Annotated in this window: 22 protein-coding genes; 6 read left to right on the forward strand and 16 right to left on the reverse strand. The window is 48.9% G+C overall.

The window, feature by feature from the left end:
- Positions 1–55 precede the first annotated feature (55 nt).
- The 5 genes from yfaE to HCX92_RS08780 form a co-directional block, all read right to left on the reverse strand.
- Complete coding sequence (gene yfaE, locus HCX92_RS08760) at positions 56–385, reverse strand: class I ribonucleotide reductase maintenance protein YfaE (RefSeq protein ID WP_169294564.1); 330 nt, start codon at positions 383–385, stop codon at positions 56–58.
- The gene (nrdB, locus tag HCX92_RS08765; protein WP_169294565.1) at positions 382–1,515 is read right to left on the reverse strand and encodes a class Ia ribonucleoside-diphosphate reductase subunit beta; all 1,134 of its coding nucleotides are present in this window, start codon (positions 1,513–1,515) and stop codon (positions 382–384) included. Before nrdB ends, yfaE begins: the two co-directional genes overlap by 4 nt.
- 28 nt (positions 1,516–1,543) lie before the next feature.
- Positions 1,544–3,820, reverse strand: a complete 2,277-nt coding sequence (gene nrdA / locus HCX92_RS08770) for a class 1a ribonucleoside-diphosphate reductase subunit alpha (protein ID WP_169294566.1) — start codon at positions 3,818–3,820, stop codon at positions 1,544–1,546.
- A gap of 331 nt (positions 3,821–4,151) precedes the next feature.
- Positions 4,152–5,192 carry a tRNA dihydrouridine(20/20a) synthase DusA gene (dusA, locus tag HCX92_RS08775; RefSeq protein ID WP_169294567.1) on the reverse strand — a complete coding sequence of 347 codons (1,041 nt, stop codon included), beginning with the start codon at positions 5,190–5,192 and terminating at the stop codon, positions 4,152–4,154.
- The gene (locus HCX92_RS08780) at positions 5,173–6,975 is read right to left on the reverse strand and encodes a ClcB-like voltage-gated chloride channel protein (protein WP_169294568.1); all 1,803 of its coding nucleotides are present in this window, start codon (positions 6,973–6,975) and stop codon (positions 5,173–5,175) included. Before HCX92_RS08780 ends, dusA begins: the two co-directional genes overlap by 20 nt.
- A 178-nt stretch (positions 6,976–7,153) precedes the next feature.
- Between HCX92_RS08780 and HCX92_RS08785 the strand changes: the two genes are divergently transcribed.
- From HCX92_RS08785 to HCX92_RS08795, 3 genes are read left to right on the forward strand one after another with little or no spacing between them, the layout of a single operon-like run.
- Complete coding sequence (locus HCX92_RS08785) at positions 7,154–8,122, forward strand: homoserine kinase (protein ID WP_169294569.1); 969 nt, start codon at positions 7,154–7,156, stop codon at positions 8,120–8,122.
- 6 nt (positions 8,123–8,128) lie between these two features.
- Positions 8,129–8,944: a BPSS1780 family membrane protein gene (locus HCX92_RS08790; protein ID WP_169294570.1), complete on the forward strand. Its 816-nt coding sequence runs from the start codon at positions 8,129–8,131 to the stop codon at positions 8,942–8,944.
- Positions 8,945–8,978: 34 nt separating this feature from the next.
- Entirely contained in the window at positions 8,979–9,701 is a 723-nt protein-coding gene (locus HCX92_RS08795; protein ID WP_169294571.1) for a M48 family metalloprotease, read from the forward strand.
- 99 nt (positions 9,702–9,800) lie between these two features.
- Here the strand turns inward: HCX92_RS08795 and HCX92_RS08800 are convergent, their stop codons facing one another.
- The 3 genes from HCX92_RS08800 to HCX92_RS08810 all read right to left on the reverse strand — a co-directional run bounded on the left by HCX92_RS08800 (position 9,801) and on the right by HCX92_RS08810 (position 12,540).
- Positions 9,801–10,730: an electron transfer flavoprotein subunit alpha/FixB family protein gene (locus tag HCX92_RS08800; RefSeq protein ID WP_169294572.1), complete on the reverse strand. Its 930-nt coding sequence runs from the start codon at positions 10,728–10,730 to the stop codon at positions 9,801–9,803.
- A gap of 1 nt (position 10,731) precedes the next feature.
- Positions 10,732–11,481, reverse strand: coding sequence for an electron transfer flavoprotein subunit beta/FixA family protein (locus tag HCX92_RS08805; RefSeq protein WP_169294573.1), 750 nt, complete (start codon positions 11,479–11,481; stop codon positions 10,732–10,734).
- Positions 11,482–11,613: 132 nt separating this feature from the next.
- Positions 11,614–12,540: a histone deacetylase family protein gene (locus tag HCX92_RS08810; RefSeq protein ID WP_169294574.1), complete on the reverse strand. Its 927-nt coding sequence runs from the start codon at positions 12,538–12,540 to the stop codon at positions 11,614–11,616.
- A gap of 184 nt (positions 12,541–12,724) precedes the next feature.
- Here HCX92_RS08810 and mltB point away from each other — a divergent pair, with 184 nt between their 5' ends.
- Positions 12,725–13,861, forward strand: a complete 1,137-nt coding sequence (gene mltB / locus HCX92_RS08815; RefSeq protein WP_248290025.1) for a lytic murein transglycosylase B — start codon at positions 12,725–12,727, stop codon at positions 13,859–13,861.
- 127 nt (positions 13,862–13,988) lie between these two features.
- Here mltB and aceA read toward each other — a convergent pair whose 3' ends face one another.
- The 8 genes from aceA to orn form a co-directional block, all read right to left on the reverse strand.
- Positions 13,989–15,290 carry an isocitrate lyase gene (aceA, locus tag HCX92_RS08820; protein WP_169294575.1) on the reverse strand — a complete coding sequence of 434 codons (1,302 nt, stop codon included), beginning with the start codon at positions 15,288–15,290 and terminating at the stop codon, positions 13,989–13,991.
- A 494-nt stretch (positions 15,291–15,784) separates the two neighbouring features.
- Positions 15,785–17,008 (reverse strand): MFS transporter, encoded by a 1,224-nt coding sequence (locus tag HCX92_RS08825; protein ID WP_169294576.1) that lies wholly within the window; start codon positions 17,006–17,008, stop codon positions 15,785–15,787.
- 2 nt (positions 17,009–17,010) lie between these two features.
- Complete coding sequence (locus tag HCX92_RS08830) at positions 17,011–18,270, reverse strand: MFS transporter (RefSeq protein WP_169294577.1); 1,260 nt, start codon at positions 18,268–18,270, stop codon at positions 17,011–17,013.
- A gap of 71 nt (positions 18,271–18,341) precedes the next feature.
- Entirely contained in the window at positions 18,342–18,914 is a 573-nt protein-coding gene (gene pgsA, locus HCX92_RS08835) for a CDP-diacylglycerol--glycerol-3-phosphate 3-phosphatidyltransferase (RefSeq protein WP_169294578.1), read from the reverse strand.
- A gap of 17 nt (positions 18,915–18,931) precedes the next feature.
- Entirely contained in the window at positions 18,932–20,761 is a 1,830-nt protein-coding gene (gene uvrC / locus HCX92_RS08840; RefSeq protein ID WP_169294579.1) for an excinuclease ABC subunit UvrC, read from the reverse strand.
- Positions 20,724–21,770, reverse strand: coding sequence for a beta-N-acetylhexosaminidase (gene nagZ / locus HCX92_RS08845; protein ID WP_169294580.1), 1,047 nt, complete (start codon positions 21,768–21,770; stop codon positions 20,724–20,726). Before nagZ ends, uvrC begins: the two co-directional genes overlap by 38 nt.
- A 1-nt stretch (position 21,771) precedes the next feature.
- A complete protein-coding gene (gene acpS / locus HCX92_RS08850; RefSeq protein WP_169294581.1) occupies positions 21,772–22,206 on the reverse strand; it encodes a holo-ACP synthase in 435 nt (144 codons plus the stop codon).
- Between the two features lie 23 nt (positions 22,207–22,229).
- Positions 22,230–22,775 (reverse strand): oligoribonuclease, encoded by a 546-nt coding sequence (gene orn / locus HCX92_RS08855; protein WP_169294582.1) that lies wholly within the window; start codon positions 22,773–22,775, stop codon positions 22,230–22,232.
- A 57-nt stretch (positions 22,776–22,832) separates the two neighbouring features.
- Between orn and HCX92_RS08860 the strand changes: the two genes are divergently transcribed.
- Positions 22,833–24,098 carry a M48 family metallopeptidase gene (locus HCX92_RS08860; protein WP_169294583.1) on the forward strand — a complete coding sequence of 422 codons (1,266 nt, stop codon included), beginning with the start codon at positions 22,833–22,835 and terminating at the stop codon, positions 24,096–24,098.
- Between the two features lie 4 nt (positions 24,099–24,102).
- Complete coding sequence (gene rsgA / locus HCX92_RS08865) at positions 24,103–24,990, forward strand: ribosome small subunit-dependent GTPase A (protein WP_169294584.1); 888 nt, start codon at positions 24,103–24,105, stop codon at positions 24,988–24,990.
- Positions 24,991–25,053: the final 63 nt, after the last annotated feature.

Raw genomic sequence — 25,053 nt, forward strand, 5'->3', positions numbered from 1 at the left:
AGAAGAGTCTTGTTCCCATGATCCGCATGGGAACACGCTGAACTCACGCTTTCATTTAAAAATCAGGTTTAGTGAAATCAAGGCTGCTTTGTGGCTCGAATTCTTCACTTAAAGCAGGTTGCCCGGGCTCATAGGTCTGGGCAACATCCAGGTGCACGGTATTCACGGGGACACAGCAACATGGCAATACCTCATTACGGGAAATAAAAGCCAGCGGCTCGGATAAATATTTGACTTCACCCGAAATCAGACGGGTGCGACAAGAGCCGCAGTAACCCGCACGGCATTGGTATTCCACTTCATGACCGGTTCTTTCAAGCCCTTCCAGAAGGGTTTCCCCGTCAAGCAAATCAAAACTGGTATCCAGTGTTGCAACAAGGGTCATAACTCAAAATCTTGCAAGGCATCCGTATTGATTTCCGCATCAATCTGACCGATCAGATAAGAACTGATTTCCACTTCTTGTGGTGCAACCTGCACATTATCGGATGACAGCCAGGCATTGATCCATGGGATCGGATTCTGTTTATTACCTTCAAAAGCAGGTGCCAGACCAACTGCCTGCATACGCAGATTGGTAATATACTCAACATACTGACACAGAATATCTTTATTCAGGCCAATCATGGAACCATCCCTGAACAAATATTCCGCCCATTCCTTTTCCTGCAAAGCTGCCTTTTTGAACAGGTCAAAACATTGCTGCTCGAGCTCTTGGGCGATCTCGGCCATTTCGGGGTCATCTTCACCGCTGCGCATAATATTAAGAATATGCTGCGTACCAGTTAAATGCAGCGCCTCGTCACGGGCAATCAGTTTGATGATTTTGGCATTGCCCTCCATGAGTTCACGCTCGGCAAACGCAAACGAGCAGGCAAAACTGACATAAAAACGAATCGCCTCAAGGGCATTGACCGCCATCAGGCACAGGTAAAGTTTTTTCTTCAGTTCACGCAAACTGACGGTCACAGTCTTTCCGTTAAGCGTGTGAACACCCTGACCAAAAAGATCATAATATTCGGTCAGTTTAATAAGCTCATCGTAATACGCGGAAATGTCACGGGCACGGGCAAGAATATGCTCGTTAACCACAATATCGTCAAATACCGTGGCAGGATTGCTAATAATATTCCGGATAATGTGCGTATAAGAACGCGAATGAATCGTTTCTGAAAAAGACCAGGTTTCTATCCAGGTTTCCAGTTCAGGAATGGAAACCAGGGGTAACAAAGCCACGTTAGGGCTGCGACCCTGAATGGAATCCAGCAGAGTCTGGTACTTCAGGTTACTGATGAAAATATGTTTTTCATGATCGGGCAAGGCGGCATAATCAATCCGGTCCTGGGAAACATCCACTTCCTCGGGGCGCCAGAAAAAAGACAATTGCTTTTCAATCAGTTTTTCAAAAATCTCGTATTTTTGCTGATCATAACGAGCCACATTCACGGGTTGACCAAAGAACATGGGCTCTTTTAACGGATCATTGGCAATCTGACAAAAAGTACTATAAGACATAATTTCTTTACTCTATTAAAACCACAGCTTAAATTTTGCAAGCGCCACCGGCACAATCATCGGCCCCCTGGTCGGCGGTTTGTGCATCTTCGGCACCATCACGGGTATTTTGGTAATACAAGGTTTTAAGGCCGAACTTATAAGCGGTTAACAAATCTTTCAACAGCTGGTTCATGGGCACGCGACCATTCGGGAAACGGGACGGGTCATAATTGGTATTGGCCGAAATGGACTGGTCGACAAATTTCTGCATAATGCCCACCAATTGCAAATAACCATCATTGCCGGGCATATCCCACAACAGCTCATACTTGTCTTTCAAGCGCTCATATTCGGGCACCACCTGTTTCAGGATACCGTCTTTGGACGCTTTTACACTGACCAGACCGCGCGGGGGCTCAATACCATTGGTGGCATTGGAAATCTGGCTGGAGGTTTCCGAAGGCATCAGGGCCGTCAGGGTGGAGTTGCGCAAGCCATAGGTCACAATATCCTTGCGCAGGGCTTCCCAATCCAGATGCAAAGGCTCATCGCAAATGGCATCCAGATCTTTTTTATAAGTATCAATCGGCAAAATGCCTTTTGAATACGTGGTTTCATTAAAGGCCGGACAAGCACCATATTCTTTGGCCAACGCAACCGATGCCTGCAGCAAATAATACTGGATGGCCTCAAAGGTACGATGCGTCAGTGCCTTGCCACTGCCATCGGAATATTTGGCATTGTTTTTGGCCAGGTAATAGGCATAATTGATCACGCCCACACCCAGGGTACGACGGTTCATGGTGGCAATTTCAGCCGCCTTGATCGGGTAATCCTGGTAATCCAGCAGGGCATCCAGAGCCCGCACCACCAGTTCAGACAAATCCTTCAACTCATCCAGTGACTCGATCGCCCCCAGATTGAACGCTGACAGCGTGCACAGGGCAATCTCGCCGTTTTCATCGTTAATGTCATTAAGTGGCTTGGTTGGCAGCGCAATTTCAAGGCACAGGTTACTTTGGCGAACCGGTGCCACGGCTGGATCAAACGGACTATGCGTATTGCAATGGTCGACGTTCTGGATATAAATACGGCCTGTCCCTGCCCGTTCCTGCATCATCAGAGAAAAAAGGTCAACCGCCTTTACCTTGCGCTTGCGGATGTCCGGATCGTTTTCGTATTGCTGATACAAAGTTTCAAAACGGTTCTGGTCTTCGAAGAAAGCATCATACAGACCCGGCACATCAGAGGGAGAAAACAGCGTGATATCGCCACCCTTGATCAGGCGCTGGTACATAAGGCGGTTGATTTGCACACCGTAATCCATATGGCGTACCCGGTTTTCTTCCACACCGCGGTTATTTTTGAGCACCAGCAAAGATTCCACTTCAAGGTGCCAAATAGGGTAAAACAAGGTTGCCGCACCACCGCGCACACCGCCCTGCGAGCAGCACTTAACGGCCGTCTGGAAGTGTTTATAGAATGGAATGCAGCCGGTATGTTTGGCTTCACCACCACGAATGGTGCTGCCCACCGCGCGGATACGACCCGCATTAATGCCAATACCGGCCCGTTGCGATACGTACCGCACAATTGCGCTGGTGGTGGCATTGATGGAATCCAGGCTGTCACCACATTCAATCAGCACGCAGGAGCTGAACTGGCGTGTAGGCGTGCGAACACCCGACATAATAGGAGTTGGCAGGGAAATCTTGAAGGTGGAAATAGCGTCATAAAAGCCTTTCACATACTGCAAGCGGGTTTCTTTGGGGTATTTGGAAAACAGGCAAAGCGCAACCAGAATATACAGGAACTGGGGACTCTCATAGATTTCCTGGGTGACCCGGTTTTGGACCAGGTATTTGCCTTCCAGCTGTTTGACTGCAGCATAGGAAAAGGACATATCACGCCAGTGATCAATATAGGAATCGACTTCGTCCAGCTCTTCTTTGGTGTAATCCTGCAGAATATGGGCATCATATTTACCCATATCCACCATTTTACTGACGTGATCGTACAGCTTGGGGGGATCAAACTGACCAAATGCGATTTTGCGCAAATGGAAAATAGCCAAGCGAGCAGCCAAATACTGGTAATCGGGCGATTCTTCAGAAATCAGATCTGCGGCCGCCTTGATGATGGTTTCATGAATATCATCGGTACGGATGCCATCATAAAACTGGATATGGGAGCGCAACTCGACCTGAGAGACAGAAACATGATCCAAGCCTTCAGCAGCCCATGCGACAACACGGTGAATTTTATCCAGATTCAGGGGTTCTTTTTCCCCGCTACGTTTGGTGACTAAGAGGTTCTTGTTCATGTATTTACCCGAAAAAATATTAACAACACTTCCCGCTTATCAACCTGCCTGCCACAGGAATGTAAACGGTTTCTTTGGAATGGATTTATTAAAATAAAACAGCCATCTTCATTGTATTCGATGAAAAACAGTAAAGACAGCTATTGGAAAAAATTCTACATTTAGTAAGGGCTCAAGGCCGAACCACAATATATAGTAACTTGGTGACAATATCAAGCGCAAAAAACCCGCCTGAAAACCTTATTGTGCTCTACAATCAATTGATAAAACAGCCAATTTTCCCCATGCCAGACAACAGATTTTTTTATAAAAAATTACAATTTTTGTTGGTTCACGCCACAGTTTGACTGTTTGCCAACTGGTCAAAAGCCTGCTTAAGCAAAGCAGGATCATTGTTGGCCAACAGGTGATGATCAGACAAAGTGCGACGCCACAGGCGCGATCCTTTCTGACCATTGACCAGCCCCAGCATGGGCTTGACGAGCAAGCGCATGGGCACCCCGTTCTCCAGCTCTTGGCTGACATAAGCCATCATGCTTTCAACAATAGCCTCATTGGAAAGAACCTCAACATCAGGCCATAACAATTGGCTGGCCTCGCGCAACAGATAAGGTTCGTGCCAGGCGGCCCGCCCTATCATAACACCATCAAACTCATTGGCCCTGGCCTGCATTTGCCGTACATCGTTGAGCCCACCGTTCAGAATGAACAGGGCATCGGGAAAGTCCCGCTTGAGCCTGGCAACCACATCATAACGCAAGGGCGGGATTTCCCGGTTATCTTTGGGTGATAAACCTTTTAACACGGCATTGCGGGCATGGGTTACAAAAACCCTGCAACCCGTATGATAAATTTCTCCAACAAAATCACGCACAAAAGCATAAGACTCATCGTAATCAAGCCCCAGACGATGCTTGACGGTGACGGGCAGATCAACGGCATCCTGCATGGCCTTCATACAATCAGCCACCAATTTGGGCTCGGCCATTAAACAGGCACCAAAAGACCCTTTTTGTACCCGCTCGGAAGGACAGCCGCAATTTAGATTGATTTCATCATAGCCCCATTCCTGCCCCAGTCGGGCACAGTGCGCCAGTTCATGTGGCTCGCTACCGCCCAGTTGCAAGGCAACGGGATGCTCTTGCTCATTAAATCGCAAGTGTCTGGCAATATCCCCATAAATCAGCGCCCCCGTGGTAATCATTTCGGTATACAGCAGCGCCTTGGGAGCCAAAAGACGATGAAAGAAGCGGCAATGACGGTCCGTGACATCAATCATGGGTGCAACCGACAATCGCCATGGCGCATCGGCACGGTGGTAAAGCCCGCCAGGCGCCCCATTTTCCTGCTGTTTATTTTCGACGATCGTCATACAATTTTCTCGCTCTTACATCCAAAATAGCGTCACTGCTGGCATCCAGCAATCTTTTCAATTCATTCAGTTTTTTCAGCACATCCGACTTATAAACCACACCCAGCAATACTGGCCTCTCATCCATACTCAAGACTGGCAAGCGTTCACCGTTGAAGGCTTCAAAATAGTCCTGTACTTCATCCAGCGTCATATCCGGTTTCAGCGCGGTCAAATAGGAACGATTAACCAGCTCTCCGGATAAAGGTGCCTTCAGATCATTGCCCGACAACAGAAAGCTGCTGATGTCCTTATGCGCAATAACACCCTGGTATTCGTTCATTTCATTAACCACATAAATGAAACGAACACCATATTCAATAAACATGTCCAAGGCATCTTGCACCGTTTGATGATGTTTAATGACTGTGCTGACCGGGCTAACCAGACTGGCCAACCTGAGTCGTCGCAGACTATGACGCAGCTGCAAGTCTTTGTCACGCGACTCGGTAACCGCATACATGACTGCACCCGCAATGGATCGGGAGGTGAAATATGAAAATACACAAGCCAGCATCAGGGGCAGTATTATAGTATAACTGTGCGTCATTTCAAAAATCATGAGGATCGCCATTAAAGGCGCACTGGTAGCGGCAGCCAGAAAAGAGCCCATGCCCAGCAACACAAACATCGCGGTATCGGCGGGCACGACCGGCAAGAGCAAACTGAAAACCTGCACACATAGCAAACCCAGGGCACCGCCTACAAACATCACAGGGGTAATGACACCGCCCACCGCGCCTGACCCCACCGTAATACCCGTAGACAGCACCTTGCTAAGCAAGATAACCGCTACCGCCGACCAGGCCCAGGAGTCATGCAAAAAAGAGTTGATGATACTGTAGCCATTGCCGGCCACCCGTGGCTCTATCTGCATTAACAAACCCAGCACCAGGCCTCCGAGCGTCAGCCGCAGTGGCAAACCCAATCCGGTTTTTTTAAACAGACGTTTGGCAAAATCAAGAAAACGCAAAAACTGTGGCGCAAGCAAGCCCGACAACAGACCCAACAAAATGGCAAACACCAGAAAATACGGGGAAACCGGCGCCAGTTCGGGTAAATCGTACATGACATGGTAATAACCCAACAGCCGCATGGTAATGTTTGCCGTTGCCGCCGACAACAGCAAAGGCCCCAGAATCCGCATGGACATGCTACCCAGGACAATTTCCGCCACAAACAAGGCTCCTGCAATGGGCGCATTATAAGCCGCCGAAACCCCTGCCGCCGCACCACAAGCCACCAGCAGGCGTAGGGGAATGGCTTCAAAGCAAAAGAGCCGGCCGGTGGCAGAGGCACCCATGGCTGCCAGGTGAATCATGGCCCCCTCGCGCCCAACCGATCCCCCGGTAGCAATCACGCTTAGTGAAGACAAAACCCGTAAAACCCCCTGCCTCAACGACAAACGGCCATCACCAATGGCGACCGCCTCCATGTAATCGGCATTACTGTCCACCTTGAGTTTGCTTGCCCACCATAACAGCAACCCGGCTACAAGGCCACCCAACGCCGGATACAGGATGCGTTCTGGTGCAGACCAGCTGCGCGCAACCGAAACAATAGACCCTGACTGCCCGGACAGAAACAACTGGACCTGATGGATACCCCAATAAAAAACAATAGTCGCCAGTGCACCGACCACGCCCATGAGCAGGGCCCACACCAGTAAGGCAGGCTGCCCCGAAAGCCACCGGGCCTGTTTGCATTGTTCCCTGAGCACGCCAAGGCCATCACTGAAAATCATTGTTCATCCAAAAATGCCAGGATTAAAAAAATCATTATATCCAAACCTTGTTATAACCCATCAACACCCTGACATGCTTTATTTTTATATACAGCAAACGAATGTATCATTCCCTCTTCAACCTGGACTAAAATACGAAGCATCCGTGTTAACTTAATTTATGTGATCAATACCTGATATGGCTGTTTTTACGAATCTGACTACCTCTGAAGCCGAAGCATTTCTTGCTGAATATGATCTGGGTGAGCTTGTTTCCTTAAGGGGCATTACAGCCGGCATCGAAAACACCAATTATTTCCTGAGCAGTACGCAGGGTGAGTATGTTCTGACCATTTTCGAAGTACTAACCCATGAACAGCTGCCCTTCTACATTGAATTAATGCACCACCTGGCCAGCAAGGGCGTCAAGGTACCCATGCCGCAAACCCGCAAAGATGGCAAGCGCATTGGCACCCTCAAAAACAAACCCGCCTCAATCGTTACCCGTCTGGCTGGCGGCTACGAAGCATCACCCAGTGTCAATCACTGCATTATTGCCGCCCAAACCCAGGCCCAGGCACACCTTGCTGCGCTGGATTTTCCAATTGGACAGCCCAATTTACGTGGACTCGACTGGTGGCAAGCCACTTACCCCAGCATCCAGCCTTTCCTGAACCAGGAATTGACCCATCTGTACCAAACCTCACTGGACGAACAAATAAAGGTCCAGGGTTCGGCCCTGTGGCAAAACCTGCCGGAAGGCCCCTGTCACTGTGATATGTTCCGTGATAATGTCCTGTTTGATGGCACATTTGAAAACCCAAGCATGGGCGGCATTATTGATTTTTACTTTGCCGGCTGCGATAAATGGATTTTCGACGTGGCCGTGGCCGTCAATGACTGGTGCATAGAACGCGACACAGGAGCTTTTCTCGAGGAACATGTAAAGGCCTGGTTGCAAGCCTACAACCGTATACGTCCTTTTACTGATGAAGAACGGCAAGTCTGGCCTGTCGCCCTCAGGGCTGCCGCCTTGCGCTTCTGGACATCCCGGCTGTATGATTTTTACATACCACGTCCGGCCCAAACCCTGAAACCACACGATCCTACCCATTTCGAGCGCATTCTCAAGTTGCGTACTGTCTCAGCCATTCCACAACTGCCATAAGCAATCATGCAAGCTGCTAAACTTCCCTTTTCCGCAGGGCTACAATGGGTCCAGGCCGCTTTTGCCTTGTTCAAAAAGCAGCCTACGGCATTGCTGGCCATTACGTTTATTATCAATTTCCTGAGCCAAATTCTGATCATTCTGCCACTGATCGGCTTGCCGCTTTTCATTGTCAGTATTCCCATTTCCAGCCTGATAATGGTAACCGCCTGTCGTTCCATCGATCATCACAATAAAGTCATTCCAGCCGAGTGGATCCAGCCGCTCAAGAAACCCGCGGTTATCCAACGTTTGGCCATCATTGGTTTTTTATACGCCAGCATCTTCGTACTGATTACATTCATTGCCTTTTACCCCACCCTGAATGCCCTCAGCCATGAAGACATGCAAAAAATTTCCCGTTTGCTTTCCGACCCCGAGTCCAAGCTTACCCTGAACGACATTCCCAGTTTTTCCATTAGCATTTTTCAGTATGTGTTATGGGCTGCCCTAACATTTTTAACCGCCATTACTTTTTGGAATGTCCCCCAATTAATCGGATGGGAAAACATGAGTGTTAAAAAGGCCCTGTTCTATTCCCTGGTTGCTTCCTGGCGCAATAAACTTGCCTTTATCGTTTATTTTTCCGTTTGGGGTATATTATTTTATGTCAGCCAGTATCTGCTCACCGACCTGCTGGTGGCTATAGGACTCCCGCTCATGCTGGTTGCCTTTGTTATCCAAATCCTGGTCATGATTATTGCCGTCAGCATGTATTGCGGTTTTTATTCCAGTTATATTGCCATATTTGGCAAACCCGACGTTCGCGCCATACAACCCTGAATCACATCCATCCTGTTTTTTTCCAAGAGCCATCATGATTAAAAAACTTGTCATTTCCAGCCTTCTGATTGGATCACTTAGTGCCTGTGAAGGTATGAATACCGCAGGCATGGTTGACGCGGCCTCTTCACTGTTCCAGGCCGCCACCATTAACGATGCCGACATCCAGGCGCTGGGCGTACAGTCACAACAGCAACTTGATCAACAAAATACCGTTGCCGATGCCAATAACAGTTATACCAAACGACTGGACAACATCACCCGCAACCTGCGCAGTTACAATGGCAAGGCACTGGACTACAAAGTCTACCTTAACCCGGAAGTAAATGCTTTTGCCTTGCCTAATGGCAGCATTCGCGTTTATTCGGGCCTGATGGATAAAATGACAGACCCTGAACTGCTGTTTGTGATTGGTCATGAAATTGGCCATGTTATGAATGGTCACTCAAAATCACAGGCACGTACCGACCTGCTTACATTAGCCGCTCGCAAAGCTGGTGCCGCCAGTGGCAACACTATTATTGCTTCTTTGTCAGCCAATGAGATTGGCACGCTGGCCCATAACCTGGTAAATGCCCAGTATTCGCAATCACACGAACTGGAATCTGACAGCTATGGCCTGAAAATCCTGCAGGAAAACAATTACGATAAATCACATGCTGTATCAGCCTTGCGCAAACTGGGAAGCGGTGGTGGTGGCTTCTTCTCCAGCCACCCCGATTCTGCCAGGCGGGCAGACCGGATAGAAAAAATGTAATAAATCCCAACCATAAAAAAAACGCTTCATAAGAAGCGTTTTTTTATGGTTTTGAGAAGGCAAAACAACAAATGTGTTTTGCCTTGTTCATGCTGTGCCTTACAGCGCACCAACCAGTTCAGGAACCGCTGTGAACAGGTCAGCAACCAAACCGTAATCGGCCACACCAAAAATAGGTGCTTCCGCATCTTTATTGATGGCAACGATCACTTTGGAGTCTTTCATACCTGCCAGGTGCTGAATCGCACCGGAGATGCCGACCGCAACATACAGTTGTGGCGCAACAATCTTACCGGTTTGACCAACCTGCCAGTCGTTAGGCGCATAACCGGCATCAACTGCGGCACGTGAAGCACCCAATGCAGCACCCAGTTTGTCAGCCAGAGGATCAAGAATCTTGAAGTTCTCGGCGCTGCCCATACCACGACCACCAGAAACAATAATGGAAGCAGCGGTCAGTTCAGGACGATCGCTCTTGGCAACATCACGGCCAACAAATGAAGACAGGCCTGAGTCGGCAACTGCGTCAACGCTTTGTACCGCAGCAGAACCACCTTCAGCAGCAACAGCATCAAAAGCGGTAGTACGTACGGTAATGACTTTTTTGGCGTCAGCACATTCTACGGTTGCGATAGCGTTACCGGCATAGATGGGGCGTTGGAACACATCGGCAGACTCTACAGCGATGATGTCGGAAATTTGAGCCACATCCAGTTTGGCAGCCACACGAGGAGCCACGTTTTTACCCGAAGCTGTAGCCGGGAACAAAATATGGCTGTAATTACCGGCAACGGCAATAACCTGTTCAGCCACGTTTTCAGCCAAAGCATCAGCCAATTGAGGCGCATCTGCCAGCAATACGGCGCTGACACCAGCCACTTTGGCGGCTTGATCGGCAACAGCCTGAGCACCACTACCGGCAACCAAAACGTGAATAGCACCACCAATTTTTGCTGCTGCGGCAACGGTATTTAATGTGGCTGCTTTTAATTCTGCATTATCATGTTCAGCAATAACCAAGATCGTCATATTAAATCACCTTTGCTTCATTCTTTAGTTTATCTACCAGAGTAGCCACGTCAGGAACGGTAATACCGGCTTTGCGTGCTGGCGGCTCTGATACTTTCAATGTTTTGATACGAGGAGTCACATCAACGCCCAGATCTTCCGGTGTAAAAGTATCCAGTTGTTTTTTCTTCGCTTTCATGATGTTGGGCAACGTTACATAACGTGGCTCATTCAGGCGCAAGTCTGTGGTGATAATGGCAGGCAATTTGACTGAAATGGTTTCCAGACCACCGTCAACCTCACGGGTAACCTTGGCGCTGTCACCTTCAATTTCAATTTTGCTGGCAAAAGTAGCCTGAGGCCAGCCCAGTAATGCAGCCAGCATCTGACCAGTCTGGTTGGCATCGTCGTCGATGGCCTGTTTACCCAGAATAACCAGTTGGGCCTGTTCTTTTTCGGTAACGGCTTTAAGCAGTTTTGCCACGGCCAATGGCTGAAGTTCAGCATCTGTTTGAACCAGAGCGGCACGGTCAGCACCGATGGCCATTGCCGTACGCAGTGTTTCCTGGCACTGTGTGACACCGCAAGAAACCGCCACTACTTCAGTAGCAACACCCTTTTCTTTCAATCGTGTTGCTTCTTCAACAGCGATCTCATCAAACGGGTTCATTGACATTTTTACATTGGCAATATCTACCCCGGTTTGATCTGATTTGACGCGCACTTTGACGTTATAGTCAACGACACGTTTTACAGGTACTAATACCTTCATCCAAGTATCTCCTAATATTGGCAACTTTACTGCCATAAACAAAACCCATCAATTCTACAATGTAGTCATGATAAAGGTAAGCTATTTTAATACAACTGACTATTTTTCTTTACTGAAGACCTGTTTCAGCTTTTATAAAGAAGCCAGTGCCTTGATATGTGCGGTTACACTTCTTCCCAACGCCGATAAACTATACCCTCCTTCCAAAAAACTGATGATTCGTCCGTGTGCATACCTATCGGCCACTTCCATCAGTTGTTTGGTTATCCATTCATAATCTTTTTCCACCAGATCCAATTGCCCCATTTCATCCTCACGATGGGCATCGAAACCTGCCGATATAAGCACCAGTTCGGGCTCAAAGGCATTTAAGGCAGGCAACCACCTGTTCAGGACAATGTCCCTGATCACATCGTTTTTGGTAAAGGCAGGTACCGGTGTATTGAGCATATTGGGCGCAACATTGCCAATACCACAGTCAGGATACAGCGGATACTGAAAAAAACTGCACATGATGATATGGGGATCATCCTTGAAAATATCCTCGGTACCATTACCATGATGAACATCAAAATCAATGACGGCAATTTTTTTCAATTGAAATTTTTCAATCGCATAACGGGCAGCAATGGCAAGATTATTGAAAAAACAAAAACCCATGGCTCGGCCACGTTCGGCATGATGTCCCGGAGGCCTGACCGCACAAAAAGCATTAAGCGCATGACCCGCCATAATTTCATCAACAGCCAGAATGCCTGCTCCTGCTGCAGAATACGCGGCCCGCAAGGTATGCGGATTCATGCTGGTTTCCTCGTTGTCTATACTGAAATAACCCTCCTGGGGCAGGTTTTCTTTCAGATAGGCAAGGTATTCTGGCGTATGTACCCTTAACACATCGGTATCTGAGGCATTAGGCGCATCAAGGTGCCTTAGGCATGAGGAAACACCACTGGCCAACAAACGATCATTGATTTCATCCAGGCGGGCAGGCGCCTCTGGATGCCACTTATGCATCATGTGCAAACGACAGTTTGGATGTGTAATATATAAAGTCTCCACGCTCAACTCTCTGATTGAATAGTGTTATGGCTAAAAAAAACACCATTTATTTTAATGAATCATTACAATCTAACATACTTCTTTCAAAGAAGTCGGCCTATCCATTACATTTTTCATCAAATCAAACGTGATACGCCCTAAATCCCAATTACCGCGTCCAACCTTAAAACAAGCATACCGAATCATGATGTTAAAAACCAGAACCCCGCTCTTGATAGCCCTAAGCTCCCTGCTTTTAACAGCCTGTGCCGGCGCCCCTGTTGAGCAGAAAAACAAAACAGCCATCAACAACGCAAACACATCGACCCAATCCGCCAAAACCGGTTGGCAGCTTGAAAACTCTCCGCTGTCAGCCATTCGGGAGCAGTTTGTAAAACAAGTGTCCCAACGTTATGGCATTCCCGAAACATATGTACAAAACCTGCTGAACAATGCCCAATACAATGAAAGGGTTGCCCGGCTTATTATGCCGCAAGGCCCCAAAGGCCGCATCAAGCGTGTCTGGCCCAGTTACCGGGCACGTTTTGTCGAACCGGTCCGCTTGCAACAAGGTACCGAATTCTGGGAAGCCAACCGAAGCGCACTTGCACGGGCTGAAAGCCAGTACGGAGTACCCGCAGCCGTTATTGCCAGCATTATTGGCGTAGAAACAGTTTACGGCCGTTACATGGGCTCATTCCGCATGCTGGATGCCCTGTATACCCTGGGCTTCAATCACCCTGATGCCTCTCGCCCCGAGAAAAGCCAAATGTTCAGAAATCAGCTGGCTGCCTTGATAAATCTTGACTACCAGGGAAAGCTGAATGCCTTGCACGAAGAGGGTTCTTTTGCCGGTGCAACCGGTCTACCGCAATTCATGCCAATCAGTATTTTGCACTACGCAATTGACGGTGACAAAAACGGCAAAATTGATTTACGTAACAGTACAGAAGACGCCATTATGTCTGTGGCCAATTTCCTGGTTAAACACGGCTGGCAAAAAAACACACCGATCTTTGCACCTGTTCGCCTGCCTGCCAATCCCGCTGCCTTGGTTGATGGTGGCCTTGAGCCTTACCTGAGCTGGGAACAATTGCAATCTTCCGGTGCAACGCTTTCCAACAACAGCAACAACAGCAACTGGAAGTCGGGTAAACAACTGGGCGTTATCAACCTGCCTGATGAAATCCGTGGGCAAACCGAATATCGCACCGCCACACCCAATTTCTTTGCAATCACCAAATACAACCGCAGCTACTTCTACGCCACCGCTGTTGCCGACCTGGCCCAGGCTCTGGCCCAGAAACAACGCAGCAACGGTTACAACATTACTTTTCCATAAGTGCTGCCTTGCAAAGAATGAGTACTGCATGGCAATCGCTTGCTGTGTAAAGAAACGGAGGCCTCGCATCCTATCTTGCGAAGCCCCCTGACGGAGCCTTTACAAGCTGTTTTTAAACCCGGCCAGCTTAGTGAGCGGCAAACTGGGCTTCTTCGGTAGAGCCTGTGAGTGCTGTGGTTGAAGAACGACCACCTTCAATCGTTTGTGTAACCGCATCAAAGTAACCTGTTCCAACTTCACGCTGGTGTTTAACCGCTGTAAAGCCCAAGTCAGCAGCTGCAAACTCTTTTTGCTGCAACTCAACGAATGCGCTCATTTGACGACGGGCATAACCATGAGCCAATTCAAACATGCCATAGTTCAGTGCATGGAAGCCTGCGAGTGTGATGAACTGGAATTTATAACCCATGGCACCCAACTCTTTCTGAAACTTGGCGATGGTAACGTCATCCAGGTTTTTCTTCCAGTTGAAAGATGGTGAGCAGTTATAAGCCAGCAATTTGCCAGGGAATTGTTTATGGATGGCTTCAGCAAATTTTTTGGCATCATCCAGGTTAGGGGTTGAGGTTTCACACCAGAGCAGATCTGCATAAGGCGCATAAGCCAAACCACGTGAAATTGCCTGATCAACACCGGCACGGGTACGGAAAAAGCCTTCAACAGTACGTTCACCAGTGATGAACTCACGATCGTTTTCATCAATATCACTGGTGATGAGGTCGGCGGCATCAGCATCGGTACGGGCCAGCAACAAAGTGGGAACACCCATTACGTCGGCGGCCAAACGTGCTGAAACCAGTTTTGCAACAGCATCACGGGTTGGGACCAACACTTTGCCACCCATGTGACCACATTTTTTGGCTGCAGCCAGCTGATCTTCAAAGTGAACGCCGGAAGCACCTGCCTCAATCATGGATTTCATTAATTCGTAAGCATTCAGAACGCCACCAAAACCGGCTTCGGCGTCGGCAACGATAGGAGCGAAGAAGTCGATAAAGCCTTCATCGCCGGGCTCTTTGCCTTCCATCCATTGAATCTGGTCACATCGGGTTAAAGCGTTGTTGATGCGACGAACAACGTTTGGTACAGAGTTAACCGGATACAGGGATTGATCGGGATACATTTCACCGGCAATATTGGCATCGCCAGCTACTTGCCAGCCAGACAGGTAAATGGCTTTAAGGCCGGCCTTGACCTGCTGCATGGCCTGGTTACCGGTAAGTGCGCCCAAAGAGTTGACGAAAGGCTCGGTGTGCAACAAATTCCACAGTTTTTCTGAGCCACGACGTGCCAGGGTATATTCCTGTTGCAGGGAACCTTGCAACTTGACAACATCTTCCGCGCTGTAATTGCGCTTAATGCCCTGCCAGCGTGGGTTTTCGGCCCATTCTTTTTGCAAGTTACGGATTGCTGTTTCACGGTTTGACATAGTCATCTCCTGGAAAAATAAAGATAAAAAATAAAGATTAAAAATGTTTGAGAAGTTGGATAAATTCTATCTCTTTGCGGCACCGCAAAACACACTTATGTCTTATATAAGACCATTTATTTTTTATATATTTTTCATATACTTATAAATTTAATTTTATAATATGGAATGCTTTTTTTGTTTATGAAATATTTTTTTCAACATCGCAACATCATTTTTTCATATTATGAAATGCTGTATTCACAATATAAAAAACAAACATATAAGCAAGGGTTATGATCAAAACCAGCCAGCCATAAAAAACACCGTCATGATGACGGTGTTGTAAAAAGGGAAAAGTTCAGGCGCTAAAAACAGGACCAAAACTGGTTGGATAATGTAATAAACAGGCTGGGCTGTGTATACATAATAAATACCAGTGCAAGAACCAGTACCAAGCCACCATAAATAAAACATTTTTTTAACATTGGATGCATGCCGATTTTACTCCTGGACTAAGCGACTACCACCGGACGAACAATGGCACTCTCTTTAATCGGTAAATTCATGGCAGTGGCAAAAACACTAAGCGCAATGGCCAAATACCAAACAGGGTCATAACTGCCATAGATATCGTACATGATACCACCCAGCCAGACCCCCAGGAAAGAACCTATCTGATGACTGAAAAACACAAACCCACCCAGCATCGCAAAATGCTGGACACCAAATATTTGCGCCACAATCGCATTCGTCGGCGGCACGGTGGATAACCAAAGCAAACCCATGACAGCTGAAAACACATATACGCTCACAGGCGTCAGGGGTGCCAACAGGAAAATAATAATCGTAATCCCACGCAAGGTATAAATACCGGCCAGCAAATAACGTTTGGGATATTTTTGTCCCATCAGGCCAACCGCATAAGTGCCAAATACATTAAAAAGCCCGATTAAAGCCAGGGCATAGCTGGCCACTTCCGGATTCATGCCTGCATCTTTAAGGTAACTGGGCATATGAACGCCAATGAACACGACCTGAAAGCCGCATACGAAATACCCGGCCACCAGCAAGCGGAAACTGGGGTATGCAAATGCTTCTTTAATGGCAGGGACAATACCCTGGCGTGCACCCGAGGCAACACCGGCCACTGGTGAAGGCTCACGCATGCCCATACCCAACGGAACAATAACCAGGACCAGGCCACTTAACACCACCAGGGCAATCTTCCAATCAAACACATCAATCAGAAAATTCTCAACGGGCACCATTAAAAACTGGCCGAAAGAACCGGCTGCAGCAACAACCCCCATGGCCCATGAACGACGGTCAGCCGGAATATTACGTCCTATGACACCAAAAATAATCGCGTACGTCGTACCTGACTGGGCTATACCAATTAAAAAACCACTGGACAGCATAAATCCCAGACCGGTGGTTGAGTAGGCCATTCCCAACAAACCAAGAGCATACAAAATACCCCCCAGGATAATGACCTTGACTGCACCGAAACGATCAGAAACCATCCCGGCAAAAATACCGGTGAACCCCCAAACGAGGTTTTGCATGGCCAGGGCAAATGAAAAGGTTTCCCTGTCCCATTCGTTGGCCTGGGTAATGGGCTGCAACCACAAGCCAAAACCATGTCGTATCCCCATTGACATGGTGACAATAAAGGCGCCACAAAACAAGAGCTGCGCCATAGTGAGAACTTTTTGTTTTTCTGTTTGAACATCCATTATTACAACCCTTTTAGCTTTGCACAATAAGCAACCCAGAATGCAGCCGCCACGGCCACAAAAGAAGCCAGTCCGGCACCTATCCAAGGCCCCGAAAACTGTCCATAATCAAGCATGACGCCATAGGCAACCGGCCCAAGTGCCGAGCCGACATCCATACCCGAATAAACCAGCCCATAAACCGAGCCCATGGCCCCTTTGGGCGCCACCCGCCTGATAAGCATATCGCGCGACGGTCCGGCCATCCCAAACAGAAAACCAGCTACACATAAACCAAAAATAGCCCAGGACGACGGAACAAGACCACTGGCCAGGAATAAATAGGCCAGCCCTGAGCCAAACAAAGCCACGCCCACTATTTTTTCAGTCCTGCTGGTAGTGCCGGCCAGAAAACCACCAATCAGCAACCCCGCCCCTGCCGAGAGCATATAAAGCGACAAAGCCGTACTGGCAACCTCTTTGGTCGTGTCATAAAGCGCACCCATAATGGGTACGGTGAAATTCTGCACCGAAGACATGGCAATCGTGCCACAGGCAAAAAAGATAAACGCTCCCCATAAAGCCGGATTTTTCAGCAAAAACAACAATTTTTGAACAAACCCCATGCTTTGATGGGGTTCGGGATGTGCAGTCTGCCCACTATCCTTGACGGGCGCAATCAATGCCCCCTTGAGATACGTTAGCAAAAGCAGCAATAGCAACAACACCCCGGCAGCCGCTGCGGCAATTCGCCATGAGCCGGTCATGGCAATCATGAACGCCATGAAAACAGGCGCAAATGCCCAACCCAGGTTACCTGACACTCCATGCACACTGAATGCATGCCCCAGGCGTTTTACCCCGACATGTTGATTGATGAGAGAAAAATCCACCGGATGAAAAATGGCATTACCCAATCCTCCGATAATAGCCGCCAATAGCAAAGCCGGATACCCTGGCGCCAGGGCGATAAGGAAAGCGGAAATTGCCATAAATGCCAAACCAAAGCGTAAGACTGGCCGCCCCCCTTTTTTATCAACGATAAAGCCTGAACTGGCCTGCCCCAGCATGGAAACCACGAAAAACACCATGGTGACCAAACCAAGCTCGGCAAAACTGTAACCAAATTCCCGGTTAAGTGAAAGATACAGAGATGGCAATACCAGCTGAAAAAAATGTGACCCGGCATGCACTACCCCAATCAGGGAAATGACTTGCCAGTCACGGCTTGCCGCTTCTTTTTCATCCAGCGTTGCATCAGGAGATAATACTTGCGTGTTCATGTCTCATTTTGTTTTTAAAAAAATTAACCACCCTGATACGAGTGGTTAATTAATATTTTCAAAAAGTTATTTCATGCCTGTTTCCGGAGAATAGGCCATGCCTTGCGCATGTAGTAAAACATGGACCATACCGTTAATATGGCAGCCACATAAATAAGTACCTGCCCCACCTGATAAAAAGGAATACCTTGCCAGGTTTGAGCAAACATCAAACAGGGAATGGCCACCATTTGTGCCGTGGTTTTAAGCTTGCCCAGCCAGTGCACGGCCACACTATCACGGGCACCAACAGTCGCCATCCATTCACGCAGGGCGGAAATGGTTAATTCACGTCCAATAATAATAAGCGCAATAAAAGAATCAAGCCGGCTCAGATCAAGCAAAATGAGCAAGGCGGCACACACCATCAGCTTGTCGGCAACCGGGTCCAAAAACGCCCCGAACGAAGAAGTCTGATTCCAGCGCCTGGCCAACCAGCCATCGAACCAGTCAGTAAGCGCAGCTACAATAAAAGCCAATGCACCAATCGTATCGCGCAAATGAATGCCCATCCACTCGGTAGGCAAGTAATACAGGGCAATGACCAACGGAATCATGGCAACCCGCATCCAGGTCAAAATAATGGGTATGTTCATTGTTTTCATAATGTGTAATCCTACCACTATCTTAGTGATTCGTAGATACGTTCTGCCAAAGCCTGCGAAATTCCTTCCACCGATCGCAAATCATCAATACTGGCGGCTGCCACACCAGAAAAACCACCAAAACGTGCCAGCAGCTTTTGTCTGCGTTTGGTACCCACTCCCTCGATTTCCTCAAGCCTGGATACATTACGGGTTTTGGCCCGTTTGGCCCGCATGCCGGTAATGGCAAAGCGGTGCGCCTCATCACGCACCTGTGCTACCAGCATCAAGGCCGGAGAACCCAAACCAAGCGCCACCGGTTCCCGTTCATCGGTAAATACCAGGGTTTCAAGTCCCAATTTACGCCCTTCACCCTTGGCCACACCAACAATCACGCTGGTATCCAGACCCAACTCTTCAAATACCTGCCGGGCAATTTCAACCTGACCCTTGCCGCCGTCAATCAACACCACGTTTGGCATGGGAGATTCCGCATCGGCCACTCTTGAGAAGCGTCGTTCCAACACCTGGCGCATGGCGGCATAATCGTCACCCGGTGTAATACCCGCTATATTGTAACGACGATACTGCGAAGGTTGCATGTCATGATGAAGATAAACCACACATGAAGCCTGGGTAGCCTCTCCGGCAGTATGGCTGATATCGAAACATTCAATCCGAATGTCATCCAGTGCATTCTCATCGGTATCCAGCCCAAGCAACTCGGCCAGCGCCCGCGTACGGGCCGCTTTTGCCGTCGACTCGGACAACACCCGCGACAAGGCCAATTGGGCATTTTTCACTGCCTGTTCAAGCCAGGCTTTTTTAATACCCTGAACACGCGTCTGCAACCGCACCTTCACCCTGCCTGCCGCATGCTCATTCAGCATATCCAGCAATTCCGGTTCAGACAAGGGGTGAGAGCAAACCAATAAGGCAGGCATCACATTATCAAGATAATGCTGTGCCACGAAGGCACTTAACACATCAGAAGGCGTATCGCCATCTGTTTGTGCCGGAAAAAATGCCTTGTCACCCAGATGCCGCCCGCCTCTTACCATGGCCAAATTGACGCAGACCTTGCCGCCCAGCATTTCAACCGCAATAATATCCACATCGCCTCCACCGGCTTCTTCCATGGATTGCTGGTGCAAAACCGTGGCCAGGGCATGCATCTGATCGCGCAAAACGGCAGCCTGCTCGAATTCAAGTGCATCGGAAGCCGCCATCATGCGCTTCTCAATATCATCAATCACATCACTGGCCTGACCATCCAGAAAACGCACAGCCCTTTCCACGTCCTGCCGGTAAGCATCTTCGGAAAGCGCCTGCACACAAGATGCGGAACAGCGCCCGATCTGATGCAGCAAACAGGGACGGGAACGGTTGGCAAAGACCGTGTCTTCACAGGTGCGCAAACGAAACACCTTTTGCAGGATCTGAATGGTTTCCCGCACTGCCCAGGAGTTTGGATAGGGTCCGAAAAAGCGCCCTTTCTTGCTGGTGCTGCCCCGATAGTACACAATCCGCGGGAACGCATGATCGCTAACCATTAAATAGGGATAGGATTTGTCGTCCCTGAATAAGATGTTATAGCGCGGGCGCAATGATTTAATGAGATTATTCTCAAGAATCAGGGCCTCGGCCTCGGAGCGCGTGACAGTGACTTCCAGACGCACCACGCGGGCCACCATATGGGCAATACGCGGACTGGACGGGGTTTTCTGAAAATAGGAAGAAACCCTTTTCTTCAGGTCACGCGCCTTGCCCACATAAAGGACCGTACCATTTTCATCCAGGTGTCGGTAAACACCCGGCAAATGAGGCAGGTCACTCAGAAACGATTTTATGTCGAAAGGCTCGGGCATCTTGGTACCGCTTATTCAATTGCAAGGCTTCCCAATTCATGAAAGGCATGGCTGGCATCAGGCGCTGAATCCGTTCAATGGACTCGCTTGTAATGGCAAATTCAAGCCGTTCAAGCAATTCATCAGCCAGGTCAGGACGGTTGCACACCAGCACCATATCACAACCGGCGTTCAGGGCTGCCTGCGCACGTGCGACGATATCGCCAGCGACCGATGCACCTTCCATCGTAAGATCATCAGAGAACACCACCCCATTATAGACAAGTTGCCGGCGCAGAATATCCTGCACCCATTTCCGGGAAAAACCGGCAGGTGAATTATCAACCTTGGGATAAATAACATGGGCGGGCATCACAGCGGGCAAAACCATATCACCCAGCCACTGGTATGGCAGCGCATCTTCATTCATGATTTCATCCAGGGTACGCTCATCCACCGGAATGGCCAAATGGGAATCGGCTTCCACAAAGCCATGCCCCGGAAAATGTTTGCCACAGGCCGCCATACCCGCCAGGCAAAGCCCCTGAATAATGGCTCGCGCCAATGTGGTCACCACCTTGGGATCGCGGTGAAAAGAACGACTGCCAATCACCTGACTGACCCCATAGTCAAGGTCGAGTACCGGTGCAAAGGTAAAGTCCACCCCACAGGCACGCAACTCGGCCGCCATGACATAAGCCAGCTCAGTGGCGGCACGAATGGCCGACTGCGGATCCTTCTCCCAATAACACCCCAATTCGCGCATGCCGGGCAAGTGTGTAAAACCGTTGGTTTTGAAACGCTGTACCCGCCCCCCTTCATGGTCAACCGCAATCAGCAGAGGCGCTTTCCGGACTTCATGGATTTCCCGGGTAAGTGCACTTAGCTGTTCGGGGCTTTCATAATTGCGGGCAAACAAAATAACCGCCCCCACCAACGGGTGACGCAAACGTTCTTTTTCGCGCTGGGTTAACTGCGTGCCCTGCACATCAACCATAACGGGTCCGGGCGGTACTGCCAATGATTGCATTTTATTGTCCTTTTTTAGATTCAACCAGGACAAATGCCATGGCCAGATCAGATTCGTCGGTAACTGACACATGTGCCGTACCAAACCGTTGTTCATACCAGGTTTTAAGCGGTTCAGCCAGCACCACCACGGGCTTGCCACTGGCCGCATTCAGGGTTTGCATCCCGGACCAATACATGGGCATGCGCATGCCCAAGCCAATGGCCTTGGAAAAAGCCTCTTTGGCAGCAAAACGAGTGGCCAGAAAACGGATGCCACGGGCCGCATCACGCGTGTAGCGCCTCTCAAACTTGAGGATTTCCCCTGGCCCCAGGATGCGTTTTACAAAGCGCATGCCAAAACGGTCATAAGACGACTGTATCCGGTGAATATAAATCAGGTCTGTGCCAATACCGGCAATTCCCTGCGGGCCCGCCTGTCCGATTAGTGTCTGCATGTCTTCGCCAGTCCCCAATACATCTACACTTTAATGAAGTGTTCCCGATAATACTTCATTTCCTCAATCGACTCATGAATATCGGCCAGCGCCTCGTGCTTGCTTTTCTTGGCAAAACCCTTGTAAACCTCGGGTTTCCAACGGCGGGAAAGTTCTTTAAGCGTACTGACATCCAGATTGCGGTAATGGAAATACTGTTCAAAACGAGGCATGTACTTGAACATGAAACGCCGATCCTGACTAATGGTATTGCCACACAGGGGAGATGCACCTTTCGGCACATATTGGGACAGGAACTCAATCAAAATATCTTCAGCCTGCTCTTCTGTTAAAGTGGAATCTTTAACTTTTTGGATTAATCCACTTTTACCATGGGTGGACGTATTCCATTTATCCATGGCATCTAATACACTATCAGGTTGATGAATAACCAATACAGGCCCTTCAGCCACAATAGTCAGATCCGGTTCGGTAACCACAACGGCGATCTCCAGGATTTTTTCTTTTTCAGGATCCAGACCGCTCATTTCCATATCCAGCCAAACCAGACGCAAATCATTTACTGCCATTTTCATTTATCCTTAATACTGAGTTTCGTTATTTTCGCACAGAGCAATCATTAACATATGACAACAACGCTGTTTACACTCTTATTTATCCTGTTTCTTGGCCTCGAAGCCATCGTTAGACTTTGGCTGTCAAGCCGTCAAATCCGTCACGTCAGCCAGCACCGCAACGCGGTTCCTGCAGAATTCTCTGAAAAAATAAGCCTGCGCAGTCACCAGCGGGCAGCTGATTATACGATTGAACGCATGAAACTGGGGATGGGCGAGTGGATATTTGACGCAATGATACTTATTGGCTTTACCCTGCTGGGTGGTTTGCATCTGCTGGACATTTTCCTGCAACAGCAATTTTCAGGAGACATGTGGCGTCAGCTGGCCCTGCTTGCTTCAGTTGGCATTATTACCGGGCTGCTGCACCTGCCTTTCAGTTTATGGCGTCAGTTCAGGCTTGAAGCCAAATACGGCTTCAATCGCATGACCCTTAAACTGTTCATCAGCGATTCCATCAAAGGTATTGTGGTCAGTCTTATTCTTGGCTTGCCCTTAATGGCCGCCATTTTATGGCTAATGGCTGAAGCGGGCAACGGCTGGTGGCTCTGGGCATGGGCTCTTTGGGTTGGATTCAATGTACTTATCCTGTATTTGTACCCCACATTTATTGCACCGCTATTCAATAAATTCACCCCGCTTGATAACCCGGAACTGGCTGAACGGATCAATAAACTGGCTTCGCGCTGCGGGTTTACATTAAAGGGCCTGTTTGTCATGGATGGATCCAAACGCTCCGCCCATGGTAATGCCTACTTTACCGGTTTTGGCAAATCACGGCGCATCGTGTTTTTTGACACTCTGCTGAACAAACTCAATGGTCCTGAAATTGAGGCCGTGCTTGCCCATGAGCTGGGTCACTTCAAACACAAACACATTATCAAGAGAATGGCCATCAGCTTCTTTGTTGCCCTGGTGTTTTTTGCCTTGTTAGGTTATGTCAAAAACACCATCTGGTTTTACGAAGGCCTGGGTGCCCCCCCGGCACTCATGCACAGCAATGATGCGCTGGCACTCATTCTGTTTTTCATGGCCGTGCCGGTATTTACCTTCCTGCTCTCTCCGCTGGCAAGCTGGTTTTCCCGTAAAGACGAATTCCAGGCCGATCAATATGCCAGTGAGCAAACCGAAGCCCAATCACTGGTCTCAGCCCTGGTCAAACTTTATGATGACAATGCCGCCACACTCACTCCTGATCCGATACACTCGGCCTTCTATGACAGCCATCCACCGGCCTCTGTCCGTATCCAGCACTTGTTAACCGGTTCAAAGGCGTAAACACATGAAAGGACGCGTAATTTCCGCCCATGGCCGTCATTACCAGGTTGAACTTGAAAACGGCCAACTGCGGCAATGCTACACCCGTGGCAAAAAAACCGGCATCTGCGTTGGCGATTTTGTTCGCATTCAACCCCAGGGAGAGGACGAAGGCAGCATTGAAGAAACCCTGGAACGACAAAACCTGCTCTACCGCTCGGATGAAATGCGTTCCAAGCAGTTTGCCGCCAATGTAGACCAGTTGCTCATTGTGGTCGCCACCGAACCGGTTTTTTCTGATGATCTTACCGGACGTGCCCTGACCGGCGCCTGGAGTGCAAACATCAGCCCCATCATCCTGCTGAACAAATGCGATCTGGAAAGCGGTTTGGCCCGCGCGCAGGAATCCCTTGGAATTTACCGTGAGATGGGCGTTCCGATTATTTCATGCAGTATTTACGAGCCCGAACAGTTAAAGCGCGACCTGCTACCCTTGCTGAAAGACAAAACCAGCCTGTTGCTTGGGCAAAGCGGCATGGGCAAATCAAGCATTTTAAATGTGCTTATTCCAGATGCCAAAGCGCACACCCAGGCGCACTCGGTAGCTTTGGGTACCGGCAAACACACCACAACCAGCACACGGCTGTATCACTTACCCGGCCAAACCGGCTGTCTTATTGACTCGCCCGGCTTCCAGGCATTTGGTCTTTACCATTTGGCACAAACCGATATTGCCAATGGCTTTCCTGAATTCAAGGAACATATTGAATCATGTCGCTTTTATAATTGCACCCATTTGCATGAGCCGGGATGTGGCGTGCTGGCTGCGCTGAAAGACGGCAAAATAAACAGCAAGCGCCATGAGCTTTATGAGCGTATCCTGCTTGAAAGCCAGTCAGCAAAACGCTATTGATTAAAAGAAAAAACGGGCAAAACCACCCCTCGCTTATGCCGTGGCAATCCTGGTGGTTTTACC

Origin of the sequence: Advenella sp. EE-W14 (genome assembly GCF_012923605.1) — a bacterium.
GTDB classification, from domain to species: domain Bacteria; phylum Pseudomonadota; class Gammaproteobacteria; order Burkholderiales; family Burkholderiaceae_B; genus Advenella; species Advenella alkanexedens.

Bases quoted from the DNA above. Each gene is read 5' to 3' on its own strand.
- yfaE (WP_169294564.1), bottom strand. From the start codon at position 385: ATGACCCTTGTTGCAACACTGGATACCAGTTTTGATTTGCTTGACGGG.
- nrdB (WP_169294565.1), bottom strand. From the start codon at position 1,515: ATGTCTTATAGTACTTTTTGTCAGATTGCCAATGATCCGTTAAAAGAG.
- nrdA (WP_169294566.1), bottom strand. From the start codon at position 3,820: ATGAACAAGAACCTCTTAGTCACCAAACGTAGCGGGGAAAAAGAACCC.
- dusA (WP_169294567.1), bottom strand. From the start codon at position 5,192: ATGACGATCGTCGAAAATAAACAGCAGGAAAATGGGGCGCCTGGCGGG.
- HCX92_RS08780 (WP_169294568.1), bottom strand. From the start codon at position 6,975: ATGATTTTCAGTGATGGCCTTGGCGTGCTCAGGGAACAATGCAAACAG.
- HCX92_RS08785 (WP_169294569.1), top strand. From the start codon at position 7,154: ATGGCTGTTTTTACGAATCTGACTACCTCTGAAGCCGAAGCATTTCTT.
- HCX92_RS08790 (WP_169294570.1), top strand. From the start codon at position 8,129: ATGCAAGCTGCTAAACTTCCCTTTTCCGCAGGGCTACAATGGGTCCAG.
- HCX92_RS08795 (WP_169294571.1), top strand. From the start codon at position 8,979: ATGATTAAAAAACTTGTCATTTCCAGCCTTCTGATTGGATCACTTAGT.
- HCX92_RS08800 (WP_169294572.1), bottom strand. From the start codon at position 10,730: ATGACGATCTTGGTTATTGCTGAACATGATAATGCAGAATTAAAAGCA.
- HCX92_RS08805 (WP_169294573.1), bottom strand. From the start codon at position 11,481: ATGAAGGTATTAGTACCTGTAAAACGTGTCGTTGACTATAACGTCAAA.
- mltB (WP_248290025.1), top strand. From the start codon at position 12,725: ATGATGTTAAAAACCAGAACCCCGCTCTTGATAGCCCTAAGCTCCCTG.
- aceA (WP_169294575.1), bottom strand. From the start codon at position 15,290: ATGTCAAACCGTGAAACAGCAATCCGTAACTTGCAAAAAGAATGGGCC.
- HCX92_RS08825 (WP_169294576.1), bottom strand. From the start codon at position 17,008: ATGGATGTTCAAACAGAAAAACAAAAAGTTCTCACTATGGCGCAGCTC.
- HCX92_RS08830 (WP_169294577.1), bottom strand. From the start codon at position 18,270: ATGAACACGCAAGTATTATCTCCTGATGCAACGCTGGATGAAAAAGAA.
- pgsA (WP_169294578.1), bottom strand. From the start codon at position 18,914: ATGAAAACAATGAACATACCCATTATTTTGACCTGGATGCGGGTTGCC.
- uvrC (WP_169294579.1), bottom strand. From the start codon at position 20,761: ATGCCCGAGCCTTTCGACATAAAATCGTTTCTGAGTGACCTGCCTCAT.
- nagZ (WP_169294580.1), bottom strand. From the start codon at position 21,770: ATGCAATCATTGGCAGTACCGCCCGGACCCGTTATGGTTGATGTGCAG.
- acpS (WP_169294581.1), bottom strand. From the start codon at position 22,206: ATGCAGACACTAATCGGACAGGCGGGCCCGCAGGGAATTGCCGGTATT.
- orn (WP_169294582.1), bottom strand. From the start codon at position 22,775: ATGGCAGTAAATGATTTGCGTCTGGTTTGGCTGGATATGGAAATGAGC.
- HCX92_RS08860 (WP_169294583.1), top strand. From the start codon at position 22,833: ATGACAACAACGCTGTTTACACTCTTATTTATCCTGTTTCTTGGCCTC.
- rsgA (WP_169294584.1), top strand. From the start codon at position 24,103: ATGAAAGGACGCGTAATTTCCGCCCATGGCCGTCATTACCAGGTTGAA.